The 12,914-nt window shown below is 64.1% G+C and carries 17 protein-coding genes and 1 tRNA gene; 6 read left to right on the forward strand and 12 right to left on the reverse strand.

The features are described 5' to 3' along the window. Positions 1-3: 3 nt before the first annotated feature. The 3 genes from METLW4_RS0108710 to ureG are packed head-to-tail and all read left to right on the forward strand — an operon-like array spanning position 4 to position 1,818. A complete protein-coding gene (locus METLW4_RS0108710) occupies positions 4-510 on the forward strand; it encodes an urease accessory protein UreE (protein ID WP_018265825.1) in 507 nt (168 codons plus the stop codon). Beyond that, on the forward strand, positions 440-1,183 hold the full coding sequence (locus METLW4_RS0108715) for an urease accessory protein UreF (protein WP_245258428.1): 744 nt from the start codon (positions 440-442) through the stop codon (positions 1,181-1,183). Before METLW4_RS0108710 ends, METLW4_RS0108715 begins: the two co-directional genes overlap by 71 nt. Then, a complete protein-coding gene (gene ureG, locus METLW4_RS0108720) occupies positions 1,180-1,818 on the forward strand; it encodes an urease accessory protein UreG (protein ID WP_026191367.1) in 639 nt (212 codons plus the stop codon). Before METLW4_RS0108715 ends, ureG begins: the two co-directional genes overlap by 4 nt. A gap of 10 nt (positions 1,819-1,828) precedes the next feature. Here ureG and METLW4_RS26415 read toward each other — a convergent pair whose 3' ends face one another. Both METLW4_RS26415 and METLW4_RS0108730 read right to left on the reverse strand, forming a co-directional pair. Further along, entirely contained in the window at positions 1,829-2,956 is a 1,128-nt protein-coding gene (locus METLW4_RS26415) for a GGDEF domain-containing protein (protein WP_018265828.1), read from the reverse strand. A 109-nt stretch (positions 2,957-3,065) separates the two neighbouring features. Then, positions 3,066-3,140, reverse strand: a tRNA-Gly gene (locus METLW4_RS0108730). 334 nt (positions 3,141-3,474) lie between these two features. Here METLW4_RS0108730 and METLW4_RS0108740 point away from each other — a divergent pair. The 3 genes from METLW4_RS0108740 to METLW4_RS0108750 are packed head-to-tail and all read left to right on the forward strand — an operon-like array spanning position 3,475 to position 4,177. After that, the gene (locus METLW4_RS0108740; protein WP_018265829.1) at positions 3,475-3,675 is read left to right on the forward strand and encodes a hypothetical protein; all 201 of its coding nucleotides are present in this window, start codon (positions 3,475-3,477) and stop codon (positions 3,673-3,675) included. A gap of 29 nt (positions 3,676-3,704) precedes the next feature. Beyond that, positions 3,705-3,953 carry a hypothetical protein gene (locus tag METLW4_RS0108745; protein WP_018265830.1) on the forward strand — a complete coding sequence of 83 codons (249 nt, stop codon included), beginning with the start codon at positions 3,705-3,707 and terminating at the stop codon, positions 3,951-3,953. 14 nt (positions 3,954-3,967) lie between these two features. Next, positions 3,968-4,177, forward strand: coding sequence for a hypothetical protein (locus METLW4_RS0108750; RefSeq protein ID WP_018265831.1), 210 nt, complete (start codon positions 3,968-3,970; stop codon positions 4,175-4,177). A gap of 72 nt (positions 4,178-4,249) precedes the next feature. Here the strand turns inward: METLW4_RS0108750 and METLW4_RS0108755 are convergent, their stop codons facing one another. The 10 genes from METLW4_RS0108755 to METLW4_RS0108805 form a co-directional block, all read right to left on the reverse strand. Next, entirely contained in the window at positions 4,250-4,822 is a 573-nt protein-coding gene (locus METLW4_RS0108755; RefSeq protein WP_018265832.1) for a YdcF family protein, read from the reverse strand. A gap of 15 nt (positions 4,823-4,837) precedes the next feature. Next, positions 4,838-5,491, reverse strand: a complete 654-nt coding sequence (locus METLW4_RS24465) for a formyltransferase family protein (protein WP_051079665.1) — start codon at positions 5,489-5,491, stop codon at positions 4,838-4,840. Between the two features lie 589 nt (positions 5,492-6,080). Beyond that, on the reverse strand, positions 6,081-6,608 hold the full coding sequence (locus METLW4_RS24470; protein WP_018265835.1) for a hydrogenase maturation protease: 528 nt from the start codon (positions 6,606-6,608) through the stop codon (positions 6,081-6,083). Positions 6,609-6,610: 2 nt separating this feature from the next. Further along, on the reverse strand, positions 6,611-7,903 hold the full coding sequence (locus METLW4_RS0108775; RefSeq protein ID WP_018265836.1) for a Ni/Fe hydrogenase subunit alpha: 1,293 nt from the start codon (positions 7,901-7,903) through the stop codon (positions 6,611-6,613). Then, on the reverse strand, positions 7,893-8,675 hold the full coding sequence (locus METLW4_RS0108780) for an oxidoreductase (protein WP_018265837.1): 783 nt from the start codon (positions 8,673-8,675) through the stop codon (positions 7,893-7,895). The genes METLW4_RS0108775 and METLW4_RS0108780 overlap by 11 nt, the downstream gene beginning before the upstream one ends. A 2-nt stretch (positions 8,676-8,677) precedes the next feature. Next, positions 8,678-9,529, reverse strand: a complete 852-nt coding sequence (locus METLW4_RS0108785) for an FAD/NAD(P)-binding protein (RefSeq protein WP_018265838.1) — start codon at positions 9,527-9,529, stop codon at positions 8,678-8,680. Then, complete coding sequence (locus METLW4_RS0108790) at positions 9,513-9,977, reverse strand: cyclic nucleotide-binding domain-containing protein (protein WP_018265839.1); 465 nt, start codon at positions 9,975-9,977, stop codon at positions 9,513-9,515. Before METLW4_RS0108790 ends, METLW4_RS0108785 begins: the two co-directional genes overlap by 17 nt. Further along, a complete protein-coding gene (locus METLW4_RS0108795) occupies positions 9,974-11,098 on the reverse strand; it encodes a 4Fe-4S dicluster domain-containing protein (protein WP_043332497.1) in 1,125 nt (374 codons plus the stop codon). The genes METLW4_RS0108790 and METLW4_RS0108795 overlap by 4 nt, the downstream gene beginning before the upstream one ends. Before the next feature lie 177 nt (positions 11,099-11,275). Beyond that, positions 11,276-11,632 carry a DUF3592 domain-containing protein gene (locus METLW4_RS0108800; protein ID WP_018265841.1) on the reverse strand — a complete coding sequence of 119 codons (357 nt, stop codon included), beginning with the start codon at positions 11,630-11,632 and terminating at the stop codon, positions 11,276-11,278. Positions 11,633-11,665: 33 nt separating this feature from the next. After that, positions 11,666-12,766, reverse strand: coding sequence for a 2'-deoxycytidine 5'-triphosphate deaminase (locus METLW4_RS0108805; RefSeq protein ID WP_018265842.1), 1,101 nt, complete (start codon positions 12,764-12,766; stop codon positions 11,666-11,668). Positions 12,767-12,914: the final 148 nt, after the last annotated feature.

The following is a 12,914-nucleotide window of genomic DNA, read 5'->3' on the forward strand; positions in this document are numbered from 1 at the left end:
ACGATGCGTGCAGCGAGCAGGCTCCCTGCAGGAAGCTGGGACAAAGGGCGAGAGCGCGGGACGGCGACGCTGGATTGGGACGAGCGTCATCGCCGTCGCCGCAGCCTGACAAGCGATCAGGGCGAGACGTTCCTGCTCGATCTCGCCGAGGCTGCGCGGCTCGGCGAGGGCGACGGGCTCGCGCTCGAGGACGGCTCGGTGATCCGCGTCGTCGCCAAGCCGGAGCCGGTTCTGGTGATAGAAGCGGGAACGGCGGGCCTCGCACGGCTCGCCTATCATCTCGGCAATCGCCATCTCGCCATTCAGATTTTCGCCGATCGGCTCGTCATTCGGGAGGATTCCGTCATCGCCGACATGGTCGAAGGCTTGGGCGGAGTCGTCACGCGGATCGACCTGCCCTTCGATGCGGAGAATGGCGCCTATGGCGGGCATTCCGCGCATGGCCACGATCATCATAATCACGATCATCATCGCCATGACCATCACGCGCACGACCATGGACATGGCTGAGCCGCGCGACTGGCTGCTGTCGCTGCTGACGTTCCTGTCGCCGGCCTATCCTGTCGGCGGCTTCGCCTTCAGCCATGGGCTGGAATGGGCGGTCGAGACTGGCGATCTGCGCGGCCGCGACGGTTTGCAAGCCTATATCGGCGCAACGCTCGAAAAAGGCGGCGGCTGGTGCGATCTCGTTTTCCTCGCCGCCGCATGGCGGGCCGCGCGCGCCAATGACGCGGACGCGCTGGACGAGATCGCCGATCTTTCCGCCGCCTGGCGCTCGGGCGCGGAGACGGCGCTGGAGTCGCGCCACCAAGGTGCGGCCTTCGCGCGCGCGACATGCGCCGCTTTTCCCGGCTCGCCGCTCGATGCGCTCGCCGCACGGCGCGATGGCGAGATCGCCTTTCCCGTCGCCGTCGGCGCGGCGGTCGCAGACGCGCCGCTGGAGGCCGCTCTGCGCGCCTATGCTCACGCCTTCGCCGCCAATCTCGTCTCGGCCGGCGTGCGGCTCATTCCGCTCGGCCAGACCGATGGGCTGCTGGCGCTCGCCGCGCTCGCGCCTGTCGTCATGCGCGCCGCACGCGCCGCCGAGACGACGCCGCTCGATAGGCTCGCCACCTCCACCCTGCGCATAGACATCGCGTCCATGCGCCATGAAACGCAATATACGAGGCTGTTCCGCTCATGACCGCGCCCCATTCTCCCCACGGCCCTTTGCGCGTCGGCGTCGGTGGTCCGGTCGGCTCCGGCAAGACGGCGCTGATGGATCGGCTGTGCAGGCTCCTGCGCGACAAATACCGCCTCGCCGCCATCACCAACGACATCTACACGAAAGAGGACGCCGAATTCCTCACGCGTTCCGGCGCGCTCGCGCCCGAGCGCATCGTCGGCGTCGAGACCGGCGGCTGCCCGCATACGGCGATCCGCGAGGACGCTTCCGCCAATTTGGCCGCCGTCGCCGAGATGAACCGCAAATTCCCCGATCTCGATCTCATTCTCATCGAGAGCGGCGGCGACAATCTGGCGGCCACCTTCAGCCCCGAGCTCGCCGACATCACCATCTATGTGATCGACGTCTCGGCCGGCGACAAGATTCCGCGCAAGGGCGGCCCCGGCATCACGCGCTCGGACCTTCTCGTTATCAATAAAATCGATCTCGCGCCTCTGGTCGGCGCCTCGCTCGAGGTGATGGATCGCGACGCGCGCCGAATGCGCGGCGAGCGGCCCTTCGTCTTCGCCAATCTGAAGGAGAATATCGGGCTCGACACGATCGCCGGCTTTATCGAGCGCATGGGCGGCCTGACCCGAGCCGAGGCGCGGTGAGGCCGCAGCCTCACGCCTGCGCCACGAAGACCTGATTGCGGCCGCCGGATTTCGCGGCGTAGAGCGCCTTATCGGCGGCCTCCTTCAGCGCGGAGAGATCGCTCGTCTCCTGATCTGAAAGCGCGATGCCGACGCTGACGGACGACAATCCGTCGCCGAGCGCCGCGGCCGCGGAAACATAGGCCGAACGAATGCGTTCGGCGACGGCGACCGCCCGCGCGCTATCGACCCGCGTCAGCAGCAGCGCGAACTCATCGCCGCCGATGCGCGCGAGAAAATCCTCGTTGCGAATGCTCTTGGCCGCCACCTCGCCGAAAGTGGTCAGCGCGCGGTCGCCCATCGAATGGCCGAAGCTGTCATTGATCGCCTTCAGCCGATCGAGATCGAAAATGAGCAGCGCCGAATCGCCCTGGCCGCGCGAGCTGCGGATCACCGCATCGGCGTTATGATCGAAGCTGCGCCGATTGGAGAGGCCGGTCAGAGGATCGGTCGCCGCCATGAATTTTTGCCGCGCGACCGCGCGCTCCTTGGTCACGGCCAGCAGAGCAAAGCCCATCAGCAGCCCATAGCTCACGGATTCCAGCGCGACGGAGATGACGAAAGGCTTCGGATCGAAAGGAGCGCCGCGCGCCATCAGCATGACGACGATGACCGCCACCACGGCCCCGAAGCACGCATGCGCGGCGGCGAGCGCGATCGTCGCCTGCTGTGTGCGCGTCCTGTGCCGACGCGCTGACGAGAATTCGTCGGCGAGCAGAAAAGCATAGACGGCCGAAATGGCGCAGCGGTCGACGATGCGGACCGAATCGACGCTCAAGGAGAAGAAGAGTAGCCAGATCGCGCCGCCGGCCAGCACGAGCCGCATGTCCACGGGACGGCCGTTGAATACCCGCGACCCGCCCCAGACGAGGCCGACGCCCCAGAGCGTGAGCGCATTGCCGAGACCGATCGCGAGCAGCGGATAGGATTCACGAAAGGACAGCAGAGCGACGCCCAGGCTGATCATGAGCTGCGCCGCGCACCACCAGCGATATTCCGCGGCCTCGGCGTCCTCGCGCCAGACCAGATAGAGAAAGGCGCCGAGAACCGCGAACACGGCAGAATTCATCAGCAGCAAAGTCGGGAGACAATCCGCCATAGTCACACGATCCGCATGGGGCTTTCCGACCGGCTACGCCATGCGAATGGAAGACGCATATGAGCGAGGCGGCCGAAAAGCGAGCGCTGTTGAAACAGACTGCGCAAAATGGAGCGGGCGATGGGAATCGAACCCACGACATACAGCTTGGGAAGCTGTCGTTCTACCACTGAACTACGCCCGCGTACCGCCTGAAGACAGCTATTCCTATAGGGTTTTTCCGCTCTGTGGGCAAGGTGGGACAAGTTTTCCGGCGGAGGAAAACGCAGCGCCGTCCGAGCGCGCTTTCGGCGGGAAATCCGCGAGAATCCGCGCGGTCGCCGCCGCAGCGCCGGCCTGCGCCGCGGCCGAAAGGGGCGCGCCCGGCGCGAAGCTCTCCCCCTCGATCGTGAACAGAACGCAAACAGGCGGAAGCGCGCCGAGCGCGCGCGCGAGGCCGATCGCCTCGGCGAGGCCGAAGCCATGGCTCGACCAGCCGAAATCGAGCGACAGCGGCGCGCCCTCGGCCGTGAGCCGGTTTGGCGCCGAATGATCGTGATGGAACCGCAGTCCGCGCCGGCTCCATCGTCATCGAACTGCGGCGCCGGCTCGAAGAATTATGCGCACGGCGTCGCCGCGCCACCGATCAGGGCGCTCCTACGGCCGAAATAGACCAGATCGGCCGCGAGATCGCGGAATTGAATGCAGAGATTGCCGAATGGGTTCGGCGGTTGTTTTGATCTACCAGAAAGAGCGAGAGGGCTCGACGATGGCAATCGACGTTGCGATAGATTATTCGATCCGCATTGGCGACATCATCCAAATCGTGACGATCGCCGCCGGCGGCATGCTCGTCGTCGCACAGATGAGGTTCGATCTGCGGGCCGTCAATGAGCGGCTCGACAAGAGCGAGGCGGAGCTGGCGAAGCAGACGGATATTCTCACGCAGCTGGCGGCCGGCGATGCGAGGATGGATGGTCTCGACCGGCGTCTCACCCTGCTCGAAAACCTCAGATAGGCGGCCCCGCTATCATGCCAGCCCTCGCCGCGAGCTTCGCCAAAGTGGTCAGCGATCTCGATGCGCTGCTCGGGCTCGATCTTCCCGACGCTCTGCGCCGGCCGCTCGAGCGGGCCAGGAGAAGCGCTGCGGACGCGCGAAATATCGCGCTGTCCGAGGCGCGCCCGCCGCCGGCGGAGCCGGCGTCGAGTGGCGATGTGAGGGACATGGGCGAGGTTGCCTGATAGCTGCAATTAGGCAACCTGCTTGCCCGATAATCCCGGCGTGGCGCTTGACGCCATGTGGCTATCGATGGTCTAGCCGGCTAGAACCGGGTAAATTTTCCCGTTGTAGAACGGGTGGTTCTGAACGAGCGCGTTGAATATCGACCGATCATCCCCGCTTTCCACGCCTGCGAAGGTTCGTGAAAACGCGGAAAGGGATTCTTGCTCATGGCTCACCTGCGTCCAGGGGATTTCTGTTTGGACGCCAAAAACCAGGATATTCGCAATTTCCCCATAGACGAATTCAAATATTCTGCGAGTGCGATCGACATGATAGTCGCTCGTAACAACTCCGACATTTTTTCCGCTTAGCAGATGCTCGAATTTCTTCTTCGATAAAATCGCATCACCCACAGTATCGCGGGAATCTCGATCGATGAACAAGGCGTCATCGCCAATCTGGTGAGTCGATTTGAGATACGAAGCGATGGCGTCGGATATGCACAAATCGGTGTCACCACGATAGGCCCACCCCATTAGGATGACGGGGCATTTGTGCGCAGCATGTAGCTCCGCCGCCTTGTCGGCTCGCTTGCGCGTTTCGACGCCGAGAGTTCCGTCTTGCTCCATCAAATGCGCCAGCACGACGATTGCGTCCGGGGTCATGGGAAAATCCCTCGTCTATGCGAAAAGACAGGCCGCAACGGGCGTTGGCTTGGTTTCGCGATCGAAAGTGTCGAAAAACTGCGCCGACAATTGCATTTCGGCAGCATACTCGCACAGCGCCGAGACGGGGGTGCTCCATCCCTTGGAAAGCAGCGCGGACAGAGGATCCTTGTCTCGCGATCTATGCGACGTCCCTCCAACGGGTTGTCTCTGGCGCGCGCAGGCGCCGGATTTTATCTGACTCCAGTGGCGTTTGAACAGAACTTGAATTTCGTCCTGTAGTCTATGGTAGCTTGTGGAAAGCGTCTCGACGTCGGTATCGAATTCAATGAGCTTCTGAGCGATTATGTCTCCGGTATCGATTCCATCGTCGACGTAATGGATCGTGACGCCCTTCGGAGTGCCGTCGACGAAGCTCCAGAAATTCGGATCAGCGCCCCTGTTCCAGGGCAGATACGAAATGTGCAAATTTATGACCCGACCGGATACCGCTTCGATCATCTCTTTTCTGAGTATGTGGCGGTATCCGTAGCTGACAATGAACTTTATATCGCTCGTCCTGATATATTCTAATGTAATCTTTTCTTCCGTCTGGATAATATCTCCTTCTTGTTGTCGTATCCAGCTGAGCAAAGGCGACGTTTCCGGGCCGAGAAATAATATCGTCATTTCATCTCCCCATTGTAGCTTCTTCACAGGTCAGGCCCTGGCAATCAGGGATAGTGAGCGCTGTTTCTGCATTTCTTTGAGGGTGCGCGCAATCCGGGCTATTCACTGGTAGGAGCCGGGCTTTGCGCCATGATGCCGGTAAGATGCACTGCCACGGCCGGTACCGAGATGATTGCCCTCCTTGCTCGGTTCGCTGCGGCGGCGTCCGTCGAACGGCTGCGCGCTGCAGTCTCACCTCCTCCGGCAGACGCTGCTCGACCTCCTCGCGGGCGGTGCGGCCATCTGGGGCGTCACCGGACCCGCCGTTGAATGGATAGCCCGCGGGATCATGATGATAGGCCGCCCAAAACCAGCGATCGTGATCGGGCCGCCGACGAACCTATAGATGCGTCCATAGCTCCAGCCCGGCTCTATCGAGCCCCAATCATCGGCTCGATCTCGATCGAGCCGCGTGAACGAGGTGCGGCGCCAGCGGAGCGGGCCAGTCGGCCTTGATGCTATCAAACGTGGCCCAGCGGTCTACTGGAACTCGGGAAGCTGTCGTTCTACCACTGAACTACGCCCGCGTACCGCCTGAAGACAGCTATTCCTATAGGGTTTTTCCGCTCTGTGGGCAAGGTGGGACAATTTTTCCGGCGGGGGAAAACGCAGCGCCGTCCGAGCGCGCTTTCGGCCGGAAATCCGCGAGAATCCGCGCGGTCGCCGCCGCAGCGCCGGCCTGCGCCGCGGCCGAAAGGGGCGCGCCCGGCGCGAAGCTCTCCCCCTCGATCGTGAACAGAACGCAAACAGACGGAAGCGCGCCGAGCGCGCGCGCGAGGCCGATCGCCTCGGCGAGGCCGAAGCCATGGCTCGACCAGCCGAGATCGAGCGACAGCGGCGCGCCCTCGGCGGCGAGATCGAAACGCCTGACCGTCCCGGCCGGCGCGCCGGAGAAGGATGCGTCGACGATGATCGCCTCCCCGACCTCCTCCAGCGCCGCGAGGATGTCGCCCGCCTCGCCGCAGCATTCCACGACGTCCTGCACGGCCGATTCCCGCAACAGCGCGGCGACGCGGGCGCCGACCCCGTCATCGCCGCGATCGGGATTGCCGACGCACAGGAAGATGCGGCGCCCCAAGGTCAGCCCCGATCGATGTCGAGCCGCAGAAAATGCGTCGAGCAGGAGATGCAGGGATCGTGATTGCGGACGGTCTGCTCGCAGCGATGGCGAAGCTCCTCCTCCGGCAGATGCAGAAAGGCGCCGGTGAGGCGCTTCAAATCCTCCTCGATCATTGCTTGATTCTGCGAGGTCGGCGGGGTGATGACGGCGTCCGCGATGGTTCCGTCCGCCTCCAGCCGATAGCGGTGATAGAGCATGCCGCGCGGCGCCTCGGTGGCCGCATGGCCGTGGCCGGCGCGCGGCTCGATCGCGATGCAGGAGACGTCCGGCTCCTCATAGCGCGCGATGATGCGCAGCGCCTCGTCCAGCGCATAGACCGTTTCGATCGCACGCACGATGATGCTGCGATAGGGATTGACGCAGACGGCCTCGAGGCCGGCCTCGCGCGCGGCCTGCTTCGCCAGCGGCGACAGCACATCCGCATTGAGCGCATAACGCGCGAGCGGGCCGACCAGATAGGGCGCGTCGCAATGGCGCATGCGCGCATGCAGCGCGGTCGAGCGCTGGACGTGGAACTCCTCGAAATGCGCCTCGAAATCGCGCGCGGCGATGTCGAGCCCACGGCTCGACACGATGCGGCCTTCGTTGAACGGATATTCGTCCCCATGGCGCAGCGACACGAAAACGTAATCGCGCGCGCAATCGGGAAAATCCAATCCGGCGACGAAGCGCGCGACCTGCAGCGCCTGTTCCAGCGCGCGCTCCAGCCGCTCCGCCAGCGCGCGCAGATCGCGCTTGCGCGGCGCGCGATAAAAGCCGCCGACGCGCACATTGATCGGATGAATCTCGCGCCCGCCGACCAGCGTCATGATCTCATTGCCGACCTTTTTGATCGCGAGCCCGCGCCGCACGATATCGCCATGGTCGCGCGCCATGTCGACGCCGCCGGCATAGCCGAGAAAATCCGGCATATGCAGCATATGCACATGCAGCATGTGGCTCTCGATCCATTCGCCGCAATAGAGCAGGCGCCGCAAATCGCGCAGCGGCCCCGTCACAGTGACGCCGAGCGCATCCTCCATCGCATGCACGGCGCTCATCTGATAGGCGACAGGACAAATGCCGCAAATACGCGCGGCTATGTCCGGCGCCTCGGTGAAGGCGCGCCCGCGCATCAGCGCCTCGAAAAAGCGCGGCGGCTCGAAAATCGTCAGCGCCGCGCTCTGCACGACGCCATCGCGCAGCACGATCTCGAGACCGCCCTCGCCTTCCACCCGCGCCAGCGCGCCGACGGAGATCGTTCTACTCGTCATGGCGCTCGCTCTCCTCGCGGAAGGCCTCCGCCTGCGCGTTGAATGTGCGATAGACGCGCCGCAACACGTCCTCATCCATGCCGAGCGCCGAGAGACGCGCGCTCAGCGATGGCGCATTGGGCGTTTCGGCGGGACCGAAGCAGCCGTAGCAGCCGCGATCATACGAAGGACACAGAGCGCCGCAGCCCGCATGGGTGACGGGGCCGAGACAGGGCGTCCCATGCGCGACCATGACGCAGACATTGCCCTTCAGCTTGCATTGCAGGCAGACGCTATGCGACGGCGTCGTCGGCTTGCGGCCGGCGAGAAAGGCGGAGATCACCTCGATCAGCTGGCCCTTGTCGATCGGACAGCCACGCAGCTCGAAATCGACCTTCACATGATCACTGATCGGCGTCGATGTCGCCAGCGTATGGATATAATCCGGCCGCGCATAGACGATCGACGCATAGTCGCGCACATCGGCGAAATTGCGCAGCGCCTGTATGCCGCCCGATGTCGCGCAAGCGCCTATGGTGACGAGCGCGCGCGAGCGGCGCCGCACATCCTGTATGCGCTCGGCGTCATGCGGCGTCGTTATCGAGCCCTCGACGAGCGAGAGATCGTAATTGCCGCGGATCGGCGCGCGCGTCGCCTCTGGAAAATAGGCGATGTCGAGCGCCTGGGCAACGGCGAGCAGCTCGTCCTCGCAATCGAGCAGGCTGAGCTGACAGCCGTCGCAGGAAGCGAATTTCCATACGGCGAGCCGCGGCGGCGTCCGATGCCCAGTCATGCTCAGATTTCCTTCTTCGCGATGAGGCCGCGCAATTGCGAATAGGGAAAGACCGGCCCGTCGCGACAGATGAAGACCGGCCCGAATTGGCAATGGCCGCACCAGCCGATCGCGCATTTCATATTGCGCTCCATGGAGAGATAGACGCGCTCTTGCGCGACGCCCCGCTCGAGCAGCGCATTGGCGACGAAGCGCATCATGATCTCCGGTCCGCAGAGCATGGCGAGCGCATTGGCGGCGCTGAATTGCGCACGCGACAGCAGCGTCGTCACCACTCCGACATTGCCGCGCCAATCGCCGCGCGCATGATCGACCGTCGCCTCCACCTCTATGTCGAGCCGCCCGCGCCAGGCTTCCAGCTCGTCGCGAAAGAGAATATCCGCGGGGCTGCGCGCGCCGAACAAAAGAAGGATGCGGCCATATTTCTCGCGCTCGGCGAAGAGGCGATAGAGCGCCGGCCGCAGCGGCGCGAGGCCGAGGCCGCCGGCGACGACGATCACATCGCGACCCTCCGCCTCGCGCATCGGCCAACCGCGCCCGAAGGGTCCGCGCAGGCCGATCGGCTCGCCCACATGCAGCTCTGTGAGCGCGCGAGAGACGGCGCCGACCGCGCGGATCGTATGAATGAGCCGCGCATTGTCCGCTGGATCGCCGCTGACGCTGATCGCCGCCTCGCCGACGCCGAAGGCGGTGAGCATATTGAATTGCCCCGGCGCGAAATCGAAAGCGCCGCCCTCTATTTCGAGGGTCACGACATCCGCGATCTCTCGCTTTCGCTTCGCGACGCGGGCGACGCGCGGGATCATGGGATCGGCGATGCTCGCCACGGAAAATGCGTCAGCCATGGGCGCCATAAATGTCGATCATCTGCATTCGCGCGGCCTGCAATCGCTCGACCAGCGGCGGCATGAAACGCTTCATCATCTCATAGCCGAGCCGCGGATCGGCCTCGCTCTTGCGGCGCAGGCAGGCGGCGTCGACGGCGATGGCGCGGACGAGATCGATCGCGCGCGCGTCATAGGTCCAGCGATAGGGCGGCACGAGCCAGGAGAGGCCGCAGAGATCGCCCTCATGCAGCGTCTGCACCGTCACGGCGCCGCGCGCCGGATCGCGCAGCTCTATGGCGACGCTTCCATTGCGCAGCAGAAAGAACCAATCGGCGCTCTCGCCTTCGTGAAAGAGATATTGCCCCGGATCGGAGCGCATATTCTTCGCGCAGCCGGAGACGAGCGCGACGAAGCCCGCATCCATGCCAGCGAAAAACCGATGCTCTTGGACGATATGCTCGATGCTCTCGATCATGTCGCGCCTTTCTGCGCGTCGCTCTCGCGAATGGCGCGCGCCTCCTCCGTTATATCAATGCCGACGGGACACCAGACGATGCAGCGTCCGCAGCCGACGCAGCCGGAGCTTCCGAACTGGTCATGCCAAGTGGAGAGCTTATGCGTCATCCATTGGCGATAGCGCGATTTGACGCTCTGCCGCACGCTGCCGCCGTGAATATAGGAGAAATCCAGCGTGAAGCAGGAATCCCAGCGGCGCGAGCGCTCGCTCTCGAGGCCTGTGAGATCGCTCGCATCCTCGACGCTGGTGCAAAAGCACGTCGGACAAACCATTGTGCAATTGGTGCAGGCGAGACAGCGGGCGGCGACATCGTCCCAGCGCGGATGGTCGAGATTGCGCGTGAGCAATTCGCGCACATCGCCGGCCTCGAGGCTACGGCCCATATTCGCCGCCGTATGCGCGAGAATGGCCTGCGCCTCCTCTGTCTCGCTCGCGCTCGCGGCGCGATGCGGCAGAGAATCGAGGAGCGCCCTGCCCGCCTCTGTGCCGATCTCGACGAGAAAAGAGCTTCCCGCGACGATCTCGGTGAGCGCAATGTCGAAGCCTGTCGTCGCCTTCGGCCCCGTATTCATCGAGACGCAAAAGCAGGCGCCGCCGGCGACGCCGCAATTCACCGCGACGATGAAGACGTCCTCGCGCCGCGCGCGATAATGCGAATCGGCGTAATCGCCGCCGAGGAACACGCGGTCTTGAATGGCGATGGCGTGCAGCTCGCAGGAGCGCGCGCCGATGAAGGCGAATTTCTCGACGCGAGCCGGCTCGGCCTCGACATGCAGTTCGTCGCCCTCGCGTCGCGCGCGCCACAGGCGGAGCACGGGCGGGTGCAGCAGCTTTTTCCAGGATTGCGGGCCGACGACATAGCCGAACAAAGCTTCGTCATTGCGGCGCGTCAGCCGATAATGGCCGCCGTCCTGCTCGTCTCCGACGCCGCGCGGCAGATCGTCCAGAGAGGCGATCTCGTCATAGACGATCGCCGCGTCGCGCACGGTCGGGCCAATGAGCAGATAGCCGCGCGCGCGAAGCGCCTCGAGCAGAGCCTCGAGGCCGGCGGCGTCGACGATGGATCGGGCCTCAGCCATGTCTTTGTCCATTGTCTCGAATCTAGCGTTCGAAATGCGCGCGTCTTCATTGCGGGCAAAGCCGAGCGCTGCGCGCGGCTCGCGTGACGCTCCGCCGACGTGGCGGAGCGTCCGTTGATCTCATCGAATTATTGCAGTTTCCCGACAAAAAGCGAGGCGACGCGCTGTCGCGGCGCATCAGATGAGAATCATGACGATCGCAATGGCGATTGTGACGATATTTTCAGTCGGCGCATAAGCCATGCATCGGCTCGGGTTCAGCGGATCATAGCTTATTTCGACTTCGTCGTTCACTTCGGCGTCAATACGTACTTGACCGAAGTTTTGCTGGACGTCGGAAACATATCGGCGATCGGATACGACGTACGCGACCTCGATCTTATCGTGCGCGCCCTCGATGGGAAGCGCTCGACGTTCCACAATCGTTCCCGTCACACGACCCCAATGTCTGTAGCGGAGGAGATTGAATGCCGCCAGGGCCAGCAGCAGACATCCCGGGATCACAAAAATGTGATGAACGCTCTGGAACGACATCTCCGTCTCCGATCGAGCCGCTCTCGGATGCGCTCACGGCGCCTTGAAATGCTTGGAGAGCTTCAGCTCCTGCCCCTGGTAATTCGAGACGCCGCCCTGGCCGTAGAGAATCTTCGGCTCGGCGGCCATTTGCTCATAGACGAGCCGGCCGATGACCTGCCCATCCTCCAAGATAAAAGGCACGTCATGGCTGCGCACTTCCAGCACGGCGCGACTGCCCGGCAGGCCTTGCGCGCCATAGCCGAAGCCGGGATCGAAAAAGCCGGCGTAATGCACGCGGAACTCGCCCATTGCGGGGTCGATCGCCATCATCTCGGCCGAGAGATGCGAGGGAATGCGGATGCGCTCGCGCGAGGCGAGAATGTAGAACTCGTTCGGATCGAGGATGAGCTTGCCGCGACGCGGCGCGAGGCGCTCCCAATAATCCTCTATGGCGTAATGATCGACGCGATCGACATCGATCACATCCGTATGCTTTTGCGCGCGATAGCCCACGACATCGCCGAGCCCGTCCAGCGCGACGCGCAAGATCACGCCGTCGCGCAGCGTCAGCTCGCCATCTGCGAGCGGCGCGCGGGCGTGCTCGGCGGCGAGCCCGGCGTCGGAGAGCGTCGTCTCGCCGGCGGCGGCGCGGCGGCGCAGGCGCAGCTGATCGAGCCGCGAGCCCTGCCGCGCGCGCACGCTGAAGCTGCGCGGCGAGACCTCCGCATAGAGCCGCCCGCGATAGCCGGCCGCGACATGGTCGAAAATCTCCGTGTCATCGGTAATGAGGCGGGTGAAGATGTCGAGCCGCCCGGTCGAGCTCTTGGGATTGGCGACGCCGGAAACGTCCTCCGGCAGATGGAGGCTCTCGAGCAGAGGAATCACATAGACGCAGCCGCGCTCCAGCACCGCCCCGGCGTCGCGCAGGTCGATCTCGTCATAGGTCAGCTCGGCGAGCAGCGCCTCGACGCTGCGGCGCTTGCCGGGCAGAAAGCTGGCGCGCACGCGATAGGCCGTCGGGCCGAGGCGCAGATCGAGGCTCGCCGGCTGATGCTGGCCCTCCTCGATCGGCGGCGTCGCGACGATCGCGCCGGAAGCCGCCAATTCACGAATCTGCTCGCAGGAGAGCACGCCATGGGCGGCGGACGCCATCGAAACTCCTATCACAACGGTTCTGTCGTCGCGGGGACCTTACACGCGGGACGCCATCGTGTTCTAGTGGCGAGAAAATCGGCGAGCCGCAAGGATGCGCCGAGGACGCCGGCCAGTGTTGACTTGGCCGCGTCCTTCGGTTCATTCT

The sequence above is a fragment of the Methylosinus sp. LW4 genome (assembly GCF_000379125.1).
Taxonomy (GTDB): Bacteria; Pseudomonadota; Alphaproteobacteria; order Rhizobiales; family Beijerinckiaceae; genus Methylosinus.